The organism is Micrococcus sp. Mcc89 (genome assembly GCF_024519795.1).
Classification (GTDB): domain Bacteria; phylum Actinomycetota; class Actinomycetes; order Actinomycetales; family Micrococcaceae; genus Micrococcus; species Micrococcus luteus.
Genome location: NZ_JALJRI010000110.1, coordinates 1 through 15,271 on the forward strand (window position 1 = coordinate 1; position 15,271 = coordinate 15,271).

Genomic DNA, 15,271 nt, shown 5'->3' on the forward strand with positions numbered 1-15,271 from the left:
CAGCGGGTCATTCCCTGGCCACCTATGGGCAGCTTTTCATGGCCGCTTACAGCCGACGAAGGCGTATCCCTCGAACTGCTCTTTGGGTCGCATGCGACTCGAGAGGATGAGCACGTGTCACTCCTGGGTTGCGGGTCCGATTTCCAGAAGTCTAGTCAGCACCTGTGCGCCGGCACCGAGAGGGGCTCGGCAGGGCGCCCGCGAGATGCCTGAGAGGGGGATTCACGGAGGGTGTGACGAGGATCACCAACGGGCGGGAATGAAGCGCACGGGGGTGCGGTTGCACTGCACGACACCAGAACATGAGTCGAGGTGACTCAGGTTTCTTGACAGACCTTCCGCCCCGGTGGCAGGTTGAGTCCAGAACGCTTAAGGGCGGCCGGCACCGGTCGGCCGCGGTCACCTCGAGCAGCAGTCGACGAAAGGACACATGATGTCGCGAGCAGTGGGTATCGATCTTGGCACCACCAACTCCGTGGTTGCCGTCCTCGAGGGTGGCGACCCGGTCGTCATCGCGAACGCCGAGGGCGCCCGCACCACCCCGTCCGTCGTCGCGTTCTCCAAGGGCGGGGACGTCCTGGTCGGCGAGGTCGCTAAGCGCCAGGCCGTCAACAACCCGGAGCGCACCTTCGCGTCCATCAAGCGCCACATGGGCACCGACTGGACCACCGAGGTGGACGGCAAGAAGTACACCCCGCAGGAGATCTCGGCCCGCACGCTGATGAAGCTCAAGCACGACGCCGAGGAGTACCTGGGCGAGAAGGTCACCGACGCGGTCATCACCGTGCCCGCCTACTTCAACGACGCCGAGCGCCAGGCCACCAAGGAGGCCGGCGAGATCGCGGGCCTGAACGTCAAGCGCATCATCAACGAGCCCACCGCGGCCGCCCTGGCCTACGGCCTGGAGAAGGGCAAGGAGGACGAGCTCATCCTGGTCTTCGACCTGGGCGGCGGCACCTTCGACGTGTCCCTGCTCGAGGTCGCCAAGGACGAGGACGACTTCGCCACCATCCAGGTGCGCGCCACCGCAGGCGACAACCGCCTCGGCGGCGACGACTGGGACCAGCGGATCGTGGACTGGCTGCTCCAGCAGGCCAAGTCCAAGGGCGCGGACCTGTCCAAGGACAAGATCGCCCTGCAGCGACTGAAGGAGGCCGCGGAGCAGGCCAAGAAGGAGCTCTCCTCGGCCACCTCCACCAACATCTCGCTGCAGTACCTGTCCGTGACCCCCGAGGGCCCGGTGCACCTGGACGAGCACCTCTCCCGCGCCAAGTTCCAGGACCTCACCAAGGACCTGCTCGAGCGCACCCGCAAGCCGTTCGAGGACGTCATCAAGGAGGCCGGCGTCAAGGTCTCCGACATCGACCACGTGGTCCTCGTCGGCGGCTCGACCCGCATGCCCGCCGTCTCCGACCTGGTGAAGGAGCTGACCGGCGGCAAGGAGCCCAACAAGAGCGTGAACCCGGACGAGGTCGTCGCCATCGGCGCCGCGGTGCAGGCCGGCGTGCTCGCCGGCGAGCGCAAGGACGTGCTCCTGATCGACGTGACCCCGCTGTCGCTGGGCATCGAGACCAAGGGCGGCGTGATGGCCAAGCTCATCGAGCGCAACACGGCCATCCCGACCAAGCGCTCCGAGACGTTCACCACGGCCGAGGACAACCAGCCCTCCGTGTCCATCCAGGTCTTCCAGGGCGAGCGCGAGTTCACCCGGGACAACAAGGCGCTGGGCACCTTCGAGCTGACCGGCATCGCCCCGGCCCCGCGCGGCATGCCCCAGATCGAGGTCACCTTCGACATCGACGCGAACGGCATCGTGCACGTCTCCGCGAAGGACAAGGGCACCGGCACCGAGCAGTCGATGACCATCACGGGCGGCTCCTCGCTGTCCAAGGAGGACATCGACCGCATGGTCAAGGACGCCGAGGCCCACGCGGACGAGGACAGGAAGCGCCGTGAGGCCGCCGACCGCCGCAACCAGGCGGAGCAGTCCGCGTACTCCGTGGAGAAGCTCCTGCAGGACAACGCGGACAAGCTGCCCGAGGACGTCAAGACCGAGGTGCAGGCCGACGTCGACGCCCTGAAGGCCGCCCTGGAGAAGCAGGACAACGACGACGAGGTCGCCGCCGCGTTCGAGAAGCTCCAGGCCTCCCAGGTCAAGATCGGCGAGGCCCTCTACGCCCAGCAGGGCGCGGAGTCGGCCGACGCCGGCGCCGAGTCCGCCGCCCCGCAGGGCGACGACGAGGACATCGTCGACGCCGAGGTGGTCGACGAGGACGACGAGAAGAAGGCCTGACACCCCGGTGCCGGGGCGGGCGTCCACGCCCGCCCCGCCCGGAGGCCCACGACGCCGGCGGGCCGGCCCGGCAGCGCCCCTGCCAGGCCGGCCCGCCGGCCTTCCCGCACCCCCCCCCCGCGCGGCGGACCCGCCGCGCCCACCCGCTTCGAAAGGACACACCATGAGCGCCGACCAGCAGCGTCCGCACGGCTCCTCCGACGCCGAGCGCGGCTCCGAGGAGGAGCCCATCGTGTTCAACGACCGTCGCCGCATCGACCCCGAGACCGGTGAGCCCCGCGTCTCCGCCGAGAGCGCGGCCGAGCAGGCCGAGGACGGCGACGCCCTCGCCCAGGCCGAGCGCATCCTCGACGAGGCCGGGGCCGAGGCGCCGCAGCCCGCGGCCTCGGACCGCGAGGCCGAGCTCGAGACCGACCTGCGCCGTCTGCAGGCCGAGTACGTGAACTACAAGCGCCGCGTGGACCGCGACCGCGACCTGGCCAGGGACGCCGGCGTGCTCAAGGCCGTCACCGCGCTGCTGCCGGTGCTCGACGACATCGACGCCGCCCGCGCCGCCGGCGACCTGACGGACGGTCCGTTCGCCGCCATCGCGACCAAGCTCGACACCGCCCTGGCCGGCCTCGGCCTCGAGCGTCACGACCAGGAGGCCCTGGCCGGCGTCGAGTTCGACCCGGCCGTGCACGAGGCCGTGATGCGCCAGCCGCACGCAGAGGTGCCCGCGGACCACGTGGTCCAGGTCTTCCGCAACGGCTACCTCCGGGACGGCCGCGTGCTGCGCGCCGCCCAGGTGATGGTCTCCGCCGGAGACGAGTGACCCCGTCGGCCGGCGGCCCACCCCGCCGCCGGCCGACCCCCTGACCGATACACACGAGAGGAGGCACCATGGCCTCGCAGGATTGGATGGACAAGGACTTCTACGCGACCCTGGGGGTGTCCAAGGACGCCTCCGATGCGGATGTGAAGAAGGCCTACCGCAAGCTCGCCCGCACCCACCACCCGGACCAGAACCCCGGGGACGAGGCGGCCGAGAAGAAGTTCAAGGAGATCTCGGAGGCATACGCCGTCCTGAGCGACCCCCAGGAGCGCCAGGAGTACGACGCGATCCGCGCGATGGGCGGCGGCGCCCGGTTCTCCGCCCCGGACGGTGCCGGCGGCGGCGGCTTCGAGGACGTCTTCGGCGGCATGTTCGGCGGCGGGGGCGGCCCCCGCACCACGCAGTCCGAGCCCGACCTGTCCGACCTGTTCAGCGGGATGTTCAGTGGCGCCGCCGGCCAGCCCGGCGGCTTCGGCCCCGGCGGCTTCGGCGATGCGGGGTACGCACGGCCGCGCCCCACGAAGGGCGCGGACCGCACCGCCACCACCACGATCTCCTTCCGCGGCTCGATCCAGGGCACCACGGTGTCCCTGCGCGGCCCGGACGGCGAGACGATCGAGGTGAAGATCCCGAAGGGCATCCGCGACGGCCAGAAGGTCCGTGCCCGCGGCAAGGGCTCGCCCGGCCCGGCCGGCCGCGGCGACCTGCTGGTCACCGTGCACGTGCGCGAGCACGAGTTCTTCCGCCGGGACGGGGACGACCTGCGGATCACCGTGCCGATCACCTTCCCCGAGGCCGCCCTCGGCGCCACGATCGAGGTGCCGACGCTGGATCGCCCCGTGAAGGTGAAGGTGCCGGCGGGCTCCCAGTGTGGCCGCGTGCTGCGCCTGAAGGGCCGCGGTGTCGAGCGCGGGAAGACGACGGGTGACCTGCTCGTGGAGCTGCGCGTCACCGTGCCCACCACGCTCTACGACGACGCCCGCGCCGCCGTCGAGGCCCTGCAGTCCGCCACTGCCGGCGACGATCCGCGGCGGGAGCTGGCCCGGAAGGCAGCCTGGTGAGCGCCCGCGACGGCGCCGCCCGTGCGGACCGGGGCCGCGAGGGGGGTCCCGACCGGCACGCCCCGGTCTTCGTGATCTCCGTGGCCGCCGAGATGGCGGACATGCATCCGCAGACCCTGCGCCAGTACGACCGGCTCGGCCTCGTGGTCCCCGCCCGCCAGGACGGACGGCACCGCCGCTACTCCCTCGCCGACGTCGAGCGGCTGCAGACCGTGCAGACCCTGAGCCGTGAAGGCATCTCGCTGGAGGGCATCCGCCGCGTGATCGCGCTGCAGCGCGAGGTCGAGCAGCTGCAGGACACCGTGGTCGAGCTGGCTGCCCAGGTGGACCGCCTCCACCACGCCTCCCGCCTGGCCCGCGTCTTCACCGTGGGCTCCGGCGGTGACGTCTCGGCCCGCTACGCCGACCGGATGGCCGTCCGCCGTCACGCCGCGGCACGGGCCGGGGCGGACACCGCGGGCGAGGCCTGCCCGAGCGGCCTGCGGAGGCTGCCCTCCGGCGTCGCAGGCCTCCGACGGGTGCCCACGTGGCAGTCCGAGCAGGACTGAGCCGGGCGTCGTTCGGGGCGGCCGCGCGGTCCCGCGTGCAGGAGCGGCTGCGCGCCGACATGGCCCGGCGCGACGGCCTCGGCCGGCAGGCCCGGAGCGCCCTGGACGGGATCGTCCACGCCCTCAAGCCGGAGGGCATGGACCCGCACCTGCCCGCCCGGCATCTGCTGGACTACGTCCTCGAGGGCCCGGACGGGCCGCGCGCGGTGGTCGCCGCGGGGGACCCCGCGACCGCCACCCACCTGACCTGGCTCGTCTCTGGCATGGGCATCCGCCCCCAGACGGCCATGTGGGGGACGGCCCGGGAGGCCGCCCACCTCGCCGCCGCCCAGCGCGCCGCCGGCGCACCCCGCCCCGTCGTCATCGGGTGGCTCGGCTACCCCGCACCCACGCCCTGGCGGGTGGTGCTCGACGGCCCCGGCCGGCGCGGCGGTGCGATGCTCGCCGCGGATGTGTGGGCCTGGTGGGAGTTCCTGCGCCACGGGCCGGGGGAGGACGATGACGCCACCCTGGCCCTGCGCGCCCGCGGGACCGCCGTGCACGGGGCCGTGGAGGCCCACTCGTACGGCTCGCTCGTGGCCGCGCACGCCCTGCGCCTGCTCGCGGACCGGGGCCTGCAGCCCGACGACGCCGAGGCCCCGTGGCCGGCCGAGCGTCCCGTCGAGGCCCTCGTGGTCTCGGGCGCGGTCGGCCTGCCCGCCGCCCTGGCAGCTCGGGCCGCGCACCTCGGCCTGCGGTCCGGACGGACGTTCCGCGCCCTGGCCCCGGGCGACCTCCTCGCCCGGGTCGGCCGCGCGGTGGGCCGACGTCGGGACTGGACGGACGCCGCCGTGCTGCCGGTGGCCCCGCGGCCCGGCCTGGCGGGGGCCGCCGTCCGTGGCCACCACACGGCCCGCTGGTCGCCGACGGCCTCCGAGGACGCCCCGAGGGGCTACCGGGACGCCGGGTCCGTGACGCTCGCGGCGACCGCGCGGGTGACCGCCGGCCTGCCGCTGTCGCCCGCCCCGGACGGCGCCGACCCGGCCGGGCCGGTCGCCCCGGTCTGAGCGGCTCCGTCGGGCCCCGTGCTCAGCGGCGGCGGTACGCCAGGTCGAACACGAGGCGCCCGGCCCGCTGGGACTTCGCCTCGAAGCTCGTGATCGGTCGACCCTCGAACCGGGGCGCCCAGCCGCCTTCGTGGTCCACGGGGTCCGCGGCCGCCGCGCCGGCCCGCGCCTCACCCAGGCCGGCCCGCAGCGGGCGCTCCTCCTCGGCCGCGCTCTCCCAGCCGGCGGGCAGCGGCTGGGCGCCCACCTCGGTCTCCCTGCCCTCTCGGCGCACCCGCGTGAGCGGGGAGTCCTCGCCCGCGGCGCGCCCGGGGAAGAGGTTCTCGAACCCCGGGTGCGCCTCGAGCACCTCGCGCATCTGCACGGCGTAGCCCGACCAGTCCGTCGCCAGCCGCAGCACCCCGCCGGGGGTGAGCACCCGCGCCACGCGGTCCGCGAAGGCGGGGGAGACCAGGCGGCGCTTGTGGTGCCGCTTCTTGTGCCACGGGTCCGGGAAGAACACCCACACCTCGGAGACGGAGCCGGGCGTGAGCAGGGCGTCCAGCAGCTCGGGGGCGTTGGCCTCCACGGCGCGGACGTTCTCCAGGCCCTGCTGCTCCACGCGCGTCATGAGCGCGGCCAGGCCGGGCACGTAGACCTCGACGGCGAGCACGTTCCAGTCCGGCCGGTCGGCGGCGGCCTGCGCCGTTGACTCGCCCAGCCCGGAGCCGATGTCGACCAGCAGGGGGGCCTCGCGCCCGAACACCCCCGCCCAGTCCAGTCGGGCCTGGCCGTCCACCGAGGTGGCGCCGCGGCCGCGAGGCACGTCCACGAGGACCCGCTCCGCCTGGCGGTCCCACACGGCCTGCCGCCCCGCGTTCAGGCGCGCACCACGTCGGACGAAGGAGACCGGCTCCCGTCGGACGAGGGCGGGGTCCTTGTCCCGATTGTGGTCGTGCGCGTGGACGCGCTCGGCGGGCGGCGGCACGGCGTCGGGGCCGGGTGCGTCCGGGCAGGGGCGGGGCAGGTGCTCAGTCATCGCCCCGATCCTGCCACGGCCGCGCGTCGACGGTGCAGACCGCGGCCGACGACGGCGCCCGGCGCCGGGGTCAGGGGGTGCTGCTGGAGCGGTCCCCCGACGTGGGCGACGCGGACGCGGAGGCCGTGGTGGCGGTCGGCTCGGGTGCGGACTCGGTCGGGTCCGGCGCAGGGTCCGTGGCCGGCGCGCTCGTGGACGGACCGGACGCGCTCGTGGACGGACCGGACGGGCTCGGGGACGTCGGGGTCGGGGACGTCGGGGTCGGCGTCGCGGAGGTCGGCGTCGGGTCGGGGGTGCTCGGCGTCGGACTGCCGGATCCCGTGCCCGACGGCGAGGACGAGGTGGGGGGAGACGACGGGGAGGACGGCGTGGCCGAGCGGGTGGGCGCGGGGGCCGAGGAGGACGGGGCCGTGCTGCTCGGCACCGGGGTGGTCACGCTGGGCGTCGGGGCCGCCGTGTCGGCGGGCGCGGACGGGGGCGGCACGGGTGCGCCGGTGGCCTCCTCCGTCCACGAGGACGTCTCGGGCTCCGGCTCGGGGGCGGGCTCCGGCTGCTGCTCCTCGGGGGTCGGGGTGGAGCGGTCCGGCAGACGCAGGTCGGCGGGGGCGGAGGCGGCGTCCGCGGCGACGTGGCCCAGGTCGGACAGCCAGGCGGTCGCCGTGTCCCGAGGGATCCGCACCGTCAGCACGCCCGCGGCGGCCGGCGCCATGGACGCCTGGTCCGCCTCGAGCATCAGGCTGCCGTCCGGCAGGAAGACCACCGCGTCCCAGACGCGACGGTTCTCCACCTGCTCCGGGGCGTCGACCGCCGAGTCCAGGCGCGAGCCGATCACGTCCGGGTCGTTGGCCATGCGCTGGCGCACCTCGGCGCGGAACGCGTCCCAGCCGTCGGGGGTGAAGAGATCGGCGGTCTCGAGCACGCGGTCCTCGCGGGCCGAGTACCAGATCACGTGCGAGGTGGACACGGAGTCCGTGCCGCGCCGCTCCGTGGCGAGCAGGCGGGCCGCGGCGATGTCCTCCGCCACGACGGCGAGCTGCGGCTGGATCTCCAGGCGGGGGTCCGCGCTCGGGTCGGTGTCCCGGCGGTACTGGTCGATCTGGTCGCGCACGGCCCCGGCCATGGCGTCCGTCCAGGCCGGCGCCCCGGACACCTGCAGCCACGCCCCGTGGTGGTCCGGGTCCTCGCCCTCGAGCACGGCGACGCTCGCCTCCGGCACCCGCTCGAGGTCGTGTGAGGGGACCTCGACCGTGAACGGGGCCATGTCCATGGACGGCAGGGCGGAGGCCGCCGTCGTGGCGGGCGCAGGCTCAGGCTGCGGCTCGGTGCGGGCACAGGCGCTCAGCGTCACCAGGGCGACGGCGGCCAGGCCGAGGGCCGCGCGGCCACGGCGGGGGGAGGGCAGGACGGGGTGCATGCGATTCACTTCCGGTGGTCGGAGGACTCCAGGATGGCCTCGACGCGGGCGGCCATCTCGTCCGCGGTCGGCGGGCGCCAGTCCGGGTCGTTCCGGCGGCGGGCGTCACGGCGCAGGCGCAGGACCACCCAGATCGCGAGGAAGGCCAGGATCAGGACCAGGACGATGTTGGAGAAGACGTCCGCGTACTCGGAGACGACGTGGAACCGCTCCCCGAGCGCGTAGCCGCCGTAGACGAAGATCGCGTTCCAGATCAGGGAGCCCAGCGCCGTGAACAGGGTGAACTTCGCGAGGTTCATCCGCTCGATGCCCGCGGGGATGGAGATCAGGGAGCGGAACACGGGGACCATGCGGCCCAGGAACACGGTCCAGTAGCCGTATCGGATGAACCAGCGCTCGGTCTTGGCCACGTCCTCCATGTCCACCAGCGGCATGCGGTCCGCGAGGCGGTACATGCGGTGGCGGCCGAGCCACGCGCCGAGGCCGTAGAGGGCCAGCGCTCCGACGATCGAGCCGACCGTCGCCCAGACCAGCGCGGCATGCGGGCTGAAGGCGCCGCCGGCCGCGGTGAAGCCTGCCAGGGGCAGGATCACCTCGGACGGGATGGGCGGGAAGATGTTCTCCGCGAAGACGGCCAGGCCGACGCCGATCGGGCCGACCGCCTCCATGATGTCCACGACGATGTTGCCGAGCCAGCCGTAGTCGGTGGGCGCGGCGGCGGCCACGGTCAGGGGTGCGACGAGGGGGAGCATGCGCCCCATTGTCCATCATCGACCGCCTCCGCGACGTGGTGGAGGCGCCGACGTCGTCCGCTCTGCGCGCACAGCCGCGCCTCCGGGCGGGCGGGAGCGGGCTGCCGTTGGTACTGTCGGAGGTGCAGACCGCTCACCGACCGTTCGCGCCACACCCCACTCCACGTGCGTGCCGCGGGCCCTACTGGAAGGAAGACTCCATGAGCATCGTCCAGATTCCGCTGCGCCTGGCCTCCGGCGCGTTCATCCTGAACTCCGGCCTGAACAAGCGCGGCATCTCCGCGGAGCAGGCCCAGGGCCTGCGCGACATGAGCGCCCGCGGCCTGCCCGCGCTGGCCAACCTGTCACCGGAGCAGTTCAAGAAGTTCCTCGTGACCACCGAGATCGGCGTGGGCTCGGCCCTGCTGGCCCCGTTCGTCCCGGGCTGGCTCGCCGGCTCCGCCCTGACCGCGTTCTCCGGCGGCCTGTTCTCCATGTACCTGAACACCCCGGAGATGACCGAGGCGGACGGCGTGCGCCCGTCCCAGGAGGGCACCGGCGTCGCCAAGGACATCTTCCTGGTCGGCTCCGGCCTGGCCATCGCCGCCGACTCCGTGGCCAACCGCCCCGGCAAGCGCCGCAAGGCCGCCAAGAAGCGCGCCGCCCGCATCGAGGGCGCCCGCGACGCCAAGGTGCAGGCCATCCGCGACGCCCAGGACGAGAAGGTCGCCGCGATCCACGCCGCCCGTGAGGAGCAGGTCGCCGCGCTGCGCGAGGCCCGTGACGAGCTGAAGAAGCTGCGCAAGAAGGCCTGACGCCCCCGCCGCATGCCTGAGGGGCCCCGCCCGGACCACGGTCCAGGCGGGGCCCCTCACGCATGCGCCCGCCCACCGGGGCACGGCGGGCGGGCAGGCTCAGAGATCGATCTCGGTGGGGTGCAGCACGCGGCGCAGGAAGTCCTGGGTGCGCGGCTGCTGGGGATCGGAGATCACCGCGGCGGCCGGGCCGGCCTCCACCACGACGCCGCCGTCCATGAACACGACCCGGTCGGCCACCTCGCGGGCGAAGCCCATCTCGTGGGTGACCACGAGCATGGTCATGCCGTCGCGGGCCAGCTGACGCATGATCGCCAGGACGTCGCCGACGGTCTCGGGGTCGAGGGCCGAGGTGGGCTCGTCGAAGAGCATCAGCTGCGGGTCCATGGCCAGCGCACGGGCGATCGCCACGCGCTGCTGCTGACCGCCGGAGAGCTGGTCCGGGTAGCGGTCCTCGAGCTCGGCCAGGCCCACGCGGGCCAGCTGCCGACGGGCGACGTCCACCGCCTCGGCCTTGCCCCGCTTGAGCACCTTGAGCTGGGCCACGGTGCAGTTCTCCAGCACGGACAGGTGCGGGAACAGGTTGAACTGCTGGAACACCATGCCCACGTGCCGGCGCAACACGTCCAGGTCCACGTCCTCGTCCGTGACCGTGAACTCACCGACCGTGACGACGCCCGAGTCGGGCTTCTCCAGCAGGTTCACGCAGCGCAGGAGGGTGGACTTGCCCGAGCCGGACGGGCCGATCAGGCACACGACCTCGCCGGGGGCGACGTCGAGGTCGATGCCGCGCAGCACGTGGTTGGCGCCGAAGGACTTGTTGAGGCCGGCCACGTGCACGCCGGCGGCGTCCGCGGCGGCCACCGCGCCGAAGGATCCGGTGATGGGGTTCTGCTGGGCCATCTCAGTGCCCCTTCTTGGTCGAACGGGCCTCGAACCGGCGGGCCAACAGGGACAGCGGCACGGTGATCACGAGGTAGAACAGGCCGGCCACAAGGATCGGCGTCATGCCGGCGTCGAGGGCGGAGATGCCGTCGCGACCGAACTTGGTGAGCTCGTACTCGTGCGCGGCCAGGCCGAGCACGTAGACCAGCGAGGAGTCCTTGGTCAGGAGGATGACCTCATTGGTGAGCGGCGGCAGCACGATGCGGAACGCCTGGGGGATCACGATGGTGACCATGGCCCGCCACGTCGGCATGCCGAGGGACCGGGCCGCCTCCATCTGGCCGCGGGGCACCGCCTGCAGGCCGGCACGCAGGGTCTCGGCGATGTACGCGGCCGAGACCATGCCCAGGGCCACCATCACGACGACGGGGATCGGCCAGGACACCCCGAACGCGAAGGGCACCCCGTAGCCGAAGGCGAGGAACACCAGCAGCGCGGGGACGCCGCGGAAGAACTCCACGTAGGCGGTGGCCAGCCACCGGTACGGGCCGAACGAGCTCAGGCGCATGAGCGCGAGCACGATGCCGCCCAGCAGGCCGACGACGAACGAGGTGACCGTGTAGAACAGCGTGTTGCCCAGCCCCACGAGGATCACGTTGGGGAACATCGGGGCCACGGCGGGGAAGTTCAGGACGTTCTCGGCGAGCGCGCCCCAGTCGATGAGGACGGCCAGGACGACGAGGGCGAGGACGAAGACGGCCGCCTGGATGATCAGGGACAGCCGACGACGGCGGCGCGCGCGGCCGGGCTTCAGGGCCGGGGCGGGCGAGACGGGGGCCTGCGTGCTCATCGGTAGTCCTCCTGTGCCTGACCGAACCAGCGCTCCTGGAGCTCGGCCACGGTGCCGTCGTTGCGCAGCTCCTGCAGCGCGCGGTTCACGGCGGAGCCGAGCTGCGCCTTCTGCGGGCCGACCGCCATGCCGAGCTGCTCGCCCGTGGGCAGCGACTCGACCACCTCGAAGCGATCGTCGTCCTTGAGGGAGTAGAGCAGCACGGACTGGTTGCCCAGGGCGGCGTCCACGGTGCCGGCCTGCAGGGCCTGGATCTGCATGCCGCCGTCCTCGAACTGCACGGGGCTCAGGCCGTTCTGCTGGGCGTACTCGTCGCCGGTGGTCGCGGCCTGCACGCCGATCCGGCGGCCCTTCGCGGAGTCGATGCCGGTGATGCCGGAGCCCTTCTTCGCGACCAGGACGAGGTCGTCGTCGAGGTAGGGGAGGGTGAAGGCCATGACGCGCTGGCGGGCCTCGGTGATGGAGATCGACGAGGCGTTCACGTCGCAGCCAGTGAGCGAGGCACCCGACTCGATGGCCTCGAAGGAGGAGTCGATCACGTTCACCCCGAGGCCCAGCTTCTCCGCCACCGCCTCGACCAGCTGGATGTCGTAGCCGGTCAGCTCACCCTTCTCCTCGAACTCGAAGGGCGGGTAGGGGATGTCGGAGCAGACCGTCAGGACGCCGGGCTGGACGAGGCCGTACGAGGTGCTCAGGTCGTCGTCGGACACGATGCCGGCGGATCCGGCGTCGCCGCCGAGGACGGCGCAGCCGGTGAGCAGCGCCGCCGACGCGGTGAGCCCCACGGCGCCGAGGAGGCGGGAGTGGATGCGGGTCATGGAGTGCCTTCTGTGCCGCCGTCGGGAGGGGGCGGGTCGGAGGGAGCCGGCAGAGTGACGTGTTCCGCCGTGATTGGTGGTCATCGTAGTGGGTCGGGCGCCGTCGCGGGCGCCGGGAGACGGCTCGTCCCCCGGAGCGAGCCGATCGACCGGTGGCCCTCTCGCGACCCGCCTCCGCAGGCGAAAGCTGGCCCTGCGCTGTGGGGATTGTCAGGCTGGTCACATCGTCGTCACCCGGTCTGAGAGGTCTCTCATGCTCCGCCCCGCCGCCCCCGCTCGCCCCGCCACCCTGTCCCTGCTCGCGGTGGGCGCCCTCGCCCTCGTCGGCTGTGCCGGGGGCGGCGGCGAGGCCTCGTCCTCCGCGTCGGCCGACGCGTCCGAGTCCGCCCCGGCGGGGGCCGGCTCGGACCTCACGGCCGAGCAGGAGAAGCGCGTGGAGGCGCTCGAGGACGTCCTGCTCACCCCGGAGACCGCGCCCGACGGTGTGTTCACGGACATGGAGACCCAGGCCGGCGGCGGCGGCGAGCCGATCAGCACCAGCCTGAGCCTGACGGGCGTCACCCCCACGGGCGCCTGCGCGGACCTCATCGAGCAGATCAACACGCAGCAGGCGCCCGGGCTCGGCGGTGCGCTGACCCAGTACGAGGTGGACCCGGCCGCCGTCACCGGACTGGCCGGTTCCCAGGCCGGGGCGTTCGGCATGGTCGCGGTCACCGAGGACGGCACCGATCTGCTGGCGCCCTTCGGCGAGCTGGCCGACACGTGCGGCACGTTCGGCGACCCGGACGGCGTCGAGGCGGCCTTCACAAAGGTGCCCGGCGTGCCGGACGCGGCCCACATCGCTCTGGGGAACTCGGGCATGGACACGGCCCTGTTCACCATGACCGTCGGCGGCGTCACGGACGGGGACGAGCTCGTGTACCTCGGCATGGTGGGCCTCGACGAGGAGATCGCGGCCGAGACGCTGCGTGCCCAGGTCGAGGCGTTCGAGGCCCGGGAGCGCTGACCTGTCAGTCGTCGGGCCGGGACGTCGGCTCGAGGCGGGCGCCGTCGTCGGACACCGGGTCCGCGTGGAACGGGCTGCCCGAGCTGACGTCCTCCGGGTCCCGCCGCCCCGACTCGACCGCGAGGAGGCGCCCCTCCTCGGAGAGCAGGGGTGTGGCCTCGATCGTGAGGTCCTCGCCGGCGCGCACGGCGTCGGCCACGAGCCGGGCCAGGCGGCGGTTGCGGGCCTCGTACCGTTCGGAGGCCTCGAGCACCGCGGTGTGCCGCGTCGCCAGCTGGATCTCGACGGAGGCGTCGATGCCGACGGCCAGCTGGCGGGCACGCAGCACCTCCGCGTCGAAGGCGGCCCCGGCCAACAGCACGATGCACGCCACCCACGCGAGGGCGAGCACGCCGATCGCGGAGTTGATCCGCCCGACCACGGCGAACTGGCCGAACCGGTCCGTGATCCAGCCCAGGGCCATGGTGGCGCCGAAGAGCAGGACCACCACGGCCACGGCGCCGAGCGAGAGCGGGCGGTAGCGGGGCTGCCGGACGTTGGGCCCCAGGCGGTAGGCGAGGGTCACGATCAGGGCGATCACCACGAGGATGACCGGCCACTTCACCACGTTCCACGTCTGGACCGTCTCCTCCGGCAGGCCGACGGCCTGGCCGAGGCGCTGGGAGAGGTCCCCGCCGACGACCACCAGGACCGTGATCAGCACGGCGCCGAGCATGATGGCGAGCGTCTCGATGAAGACCACGAGGCGGAAGTGGAGGAAGGGCCGGCCCTCGCGGGTGTCGTGGATGCGGTGCATCGCCCGGTGGAACGCACCGACGGCGCCCGAGGCGGACACCACGGTGCCGACGGCCCCGAGGACGACGGCGCCGGTGCCGGGCCCGGCCGAGCCGAGGGTCAGGATCCATTCGCGGACGACGTCGGGCGTCAGCGACGGCCAGATCTCGGCGGCCAGGTGGGCCGCGGCGTCCACTGTCTCCTCTTCGACGCCCAGCAGCGAGACCACGGAGAGCAGGGCGATGACGGTGGGCAGCAGGGACAGCGCCCCGAAGAAGGTCATGGCGGCGGCCACATCCCAGACCTGCAGCTCGAAGAGCCGGTGCAGGGTGCGGCGCAGGACGTACAGCAGGGACACCCGCGGTCGGGTGTACGTGCGAAGGCGCCGGGGCGCCGCTGTGGAGCCGGCCATGGCACCAACGTACCGGCGCGCCGGGGAATAGCCCTGGTGCGTGGAGGGTTGAGCTATATAGACTCAACTTCGTCTGCGGCGGGAACGGCCCGCGGTCGACGGTTGTCCGACACCCCGGGACACGGGAGAGAAGGAGCCAGTAGTCCATGGATGCCAAGTTCACCACCAAGAGCCAGGAGGCGCTCTCGGCTGCGGCCATGAACGCCTCCACCGCCGGCAACCCCCAGGTCGAGCCGGCCCACCTGCTGAAGGCCCTGATGGACCAGCGGGAGTCCGTCGCCGTGGCCGTCCTGAAGGCCGCCGGGGCCGACCCCGACGCCGTCTCCACGGCGGCCTCCTCGGCCATCCGACGCCTGCCCTCCACCCAGGGCAGCACGGTGGCCCAGCCCCAGTTCTCGCGCGCCGCCCTGCAGGTCGTGCAGAACGCGCGCACCCAGGCCGAGCAGCGCTCGGACGAGTTCGTCTCCACCGAGCACCTGCTGCTCGGCGTGGCAGCGGACTCCGGCGAGGCCGGTGAGGCACTGCGCTCGAACGGGGCGAGCCTCGAGGCGCTCGCCGCCGCCCTGACCCTGGTGCGCGGCGACTCCCGCGTCACCACCCAGGACCCGGAGACCACCTTCCAGTCCCTGGAGAAGTACGGCACGGACCTCACCGAGCTCGCCCGCTCCGGCAAGCTCGACCCGGTGATCGGCCGCGACGCCGAGATCCGCCGTGTGGTGCAGGTGCTCTCGCGCCGCACCAAGAACAACCCCGTGCTCATCGGCGAGCCCGGCGTCGGCAAGACCG

Annotated in this window: 15 protein-coding genes; 8 read left to right on the forward strand and 7 right to left on the reverse strand. The window is 73.3% G+C overall.

Annotation, left to right across the window (positions count from 1 at the left end; genetic code table 11):
* Positions 1 to 433 precede the first annotated feature (433 nt).
* The 5 genes from dnaK to NR072_RS10255 all read left to right on the forward strand — a co-directional run bounded on the left by dnaK (position 434) and on the right by NR072_RS10255 (position 5,762).
* Positions 434 to 2,293 (forward strand): molecular chaperone DnaK, encoded by a 1,860-nt coding sequence (gene dnaK / locus NR072_RS10235; protein WP_070708878.1) that lies wholly within the window; start codon positions 434 to 436, stop codon positions 2,291 to 2,293.
* A 163-nt stretch (positions 2,294 to 2,456) separates the two neighbouring features.
* Positions 2,457 to 3,107, forward strand: a complete 651-nt coding sequence (locus tag NR072_RS10240; protein WP_044658850.1) for a nucleotide exchange factor GrpE — start codon at positions 2,457 to 2,459, stop codon at positions 3,105 to 3,107.
* 68 nt (positions 3,108 to 3,175) lie between these two features.
* Complete coding sequence (locus NR072_RS10245; protein ID WP_256837162.1) at positions 3,176 to 4,168, forward strand: DnaJ C-terminal domain-containing protein; 993 nt, start codon at positions 3,176 to 3,178, stop codon at positions 4,166 to 4,168.
* Positions 4,165 to 4,716, forward strand: a complete 552-nt coding sequence (locus NR072_RS10250; RefSeq protein WP_020626477.1) for a heat shock protein transcriptional repressor HspR — start codon at positions 4,165 to 4,167, stop codon at positions 4,714 to 4,716. Before NR072_RS10245 ends, NR072_RS10250 begins: the two co-directional genes overlap by 4 nt.
* Positions 4,695 to 5,762 (forward strand): alpha/beta hydrolase, encoded by a 1,068-nt coding sequence (locus NR072_RS10255; RefSeq protein WP_231866265.1) that lies wholly within the window; start codon positions 4,695 to 4,697, stop codon positions 5,760 to 5,762. The genes NR072_RS10250 and NR072_RS10255 overlap by 22 nt, the downstream gene beginning before the upstream one ends.
* Before the next feature lie 22 nt (positions 5,763 to 5,784).
* Here NR072_RS10255 and trmB read toward each other — a convergent pair whose 3' ends face one another.
* From trmB to NR072_RS10270, 3 genes are all read right to left on the reverse strand, one after another.
* Positions 5,785 to 6,780, reverse strand: coding sequence for a tRNA (guanosine(46)-N7)-methyltransferase TrmB (gene trmB, locus NR072_RS10260; RefSeq protein WP_069941131.1), 996 nt, complete (start codon positions 6,778 to 6,780; stop codon positions 5,785 to 5,787).
* 70 nt (positions 6,781 to 6,850) lie between these two features.
* Positions 6,851 to 8,194 (reverse strand): hypothetical protein, encoded by a 1,344-nt coding sequence (locus NR072_RS10265; RefSeq protein WP_163721006.1) that lies wholly within the window; start codon positions 8,192 to 8,194, stop codon positions 6,851 to 6,853.
* A 5-nt stretch (positions 8,195 to 8,199) separates the two neighbouring features.
* Positions 8,200 to 8,946, reverse strand: a complete 747-nt coding sequence (locus tag NR072_RS10270; protein WP_036382290.1) for a DedA family protein — start codon at positions 8,944 to 8,946, stop codon at positions 8,200 to 8,202.
* A 200-nt stretch (positions 8,947 to 9,146) separates the two neighbouring features.
* On the opposite strand from NR072_RS10270, the gene NR072_RS10275 reads away from it, so the two are divergent.
* The gene (locus NR072_RS10275; RefSeq protein ID WP_248086550.1) at positions 9,147 to 9,740 is read left to right on the forward strand and encodes a hypothetical protein; all 594 of its coding nucleotides are present in this window, start codon (positions 9,147 to 9,149) and stop codon (positions 9,738 to 9,740) included.
* 99 nt (positions 9,741 to 9,839) lie between these two features.
* On the opposite strand, the gene NR072_RS10280 is transcribed toward NR072_RS10275, so the two are convergent.
* Genes NR072_RS10280 through NR072_RS10290 form a run of 3 tightly spaced genes read right to left on the reverse strand, consistent with a single transcriptional unit; the run spans position 9,840 to position 12,293 of the window.
* Positions 9,840 to 10,643: an amino acid ABC transporter ATP-binding protein gene (locus NR072_RS10280; RefSeq protein ID WP_036314233.1), complete on the reverse strand. Its 804-nt coding sequence runs from the start codon at positions 10,641 to 10,643 to the stop codon at positions 9,840 to 9,842.
* A gap of 1 nt (position 10,644) precedes the next feature.
* Entirely contained in the window at positions 10,645 to 11,475 is an 831-nt protein-coding gene (locus NR072_RS10285) for an amino acid ABC transporter permease (RefSeq protein WP_163721004.1), read from the reverse strand.
* Positions 11,472 to 12,293, reverse strand: coding sequence for an ABC transporter substrate-binding protein (locus NR072_RS10290; RefSeq protein ID WP_095694928.1), 822 nt, complete (start codon positions 12,291 to 12,293; stop codon positions 11,472 to 11,474). Before NR072_RS10290 ends, NR072_RS10285 begins: the two co-directional genes overlap by 4 nt.
* A 253-nt stretch (positions 12,294 to 12,546) precedes the next feature.
* Between NR072_RS10290 and NR072_RS10295 the strand changes: the two genes are divergently transcribed.
* Positions 12,547 to 13,299, forward strand: a complete 753-nt coding sequence (locus tag NR072_RS10295; RefSeq protein WP_240938439.1) for a hypothetical protein — start codon at positions 12,547 to 12,549, stop codon at positions 13,297 to 13,299.
* 4 nt (positions 13,300 to 13,303) lie between these two features.
* On the opposite strand, the gene NR072_RS10300 is transcribed toward NR072_RS10295, so the two are convergent.
* The gene (locus NR072_RS10300; protein WP_256837172.1) at positions 13,304 to 14,485 is read right to left on the reverse strand and encodes a YihY/virulence factor BrkB family protein; all 1,182 of its coding nucleotides are present in this window, start codon (positions 14,483 to 14,485) and stop codon (positions 13,304 to 13,306) included.
* 146 nt (positions 14,486 to 14,631) lie between these two features.
* Between NR072_RS10300 and NR072_RS10305 the strand changes: the two genes are divergently transcribed.
* On the forward strand, positions 14,632 to 15,271 hold a 640-nt coding region (locus tag NR072_RS10305; RefSeq protein ID WP_306231142.1), incomplete at its 3' end, for a Clp protease N-terminal domain-containing protein.

Coding starts and splice junctions, on each gene's coding strand:
- dnaK (WP_070708878.1), top strand. CDS start 434: ATGTCGCGAGCAGTGGGTATCGATCTTGGCACCACCAACTCCGTGGTT.
- NR072_RS10240 (WP_044658850.1), top strand. CDS start 2,457: ATGAGCGCCGACCAGCAGCGTCCGCACGGCTCCTCCGACGCCGAGCGC.
- NR072_RS10245 (WP_256837162.1), top strand. CDS start 3,176: ATGGCCTCGCAGGATTGGATGGACAAGGACTTCTACGCGACCCTGGGG.
- trmB (WP_069941131.1), bottom strand. CDS start 6,780: ATGACTGAGCACCTGCCCCGCCCCTGCCCGGACGCACCCGGCCCCGAC.
- NR072_RS10265 (WP_163721006.1), bottom strand. CDS start 8,194: ATGCACCCCGTCCTGCCCTCCCCCCGCCGTGGCCGCGCGGCCCTCGGC.
- NR072_RS10270 (WP_036382290.1), bottom strand. CDS start 8,946: ATGCTCCCCCTCGTCGCACCCCTGACCGTGGCCGCCGCCGCGCCCACC.
- NR072_RS10275 (WP_248086550.1), top strand. CDS start 9,147: ATGAGCATCGTCCAGATTCCGCTGCGCCTGGCCTCCGGCGCGTTCATC.
- NR072_RS10280 (WP_036314233.1), bottom strand. CDS start 10,643: ATGGCCCAGCAGAACCCCATCACCGGATCCTTCGGCGCGGTGGCCGCC.
- NR072_RS10285 (WP_163721004.1), bottom strand. CDS start 11,475: ATGAGCACGCAGGCCCCCGTCTCGCCCGCCCCGGCCCTGAAGCCCGGC.
- NR072_RS10290 (WP_095694928.1), bottom strand. CDS start 12,293: ATGACCCGCATCCACTCCCGCCTCCTCGGCGCCGTGGGGCTCACCGCG.
- NR072_RS10295 (WP_240938439.1), top strand. CDS start 12,547: ATGCTCCGCCCCGCCGCCCCCGCTCGCCCCGCCACCCTGTCCCTGCTC.
- NR072_RS10300 (WP_256837172.1), bottom strand. CDS start 14,485: ATGGCCGGCTCCACAGCGGCGCCCCGGCGCCTTCGCACGTACACCCGA.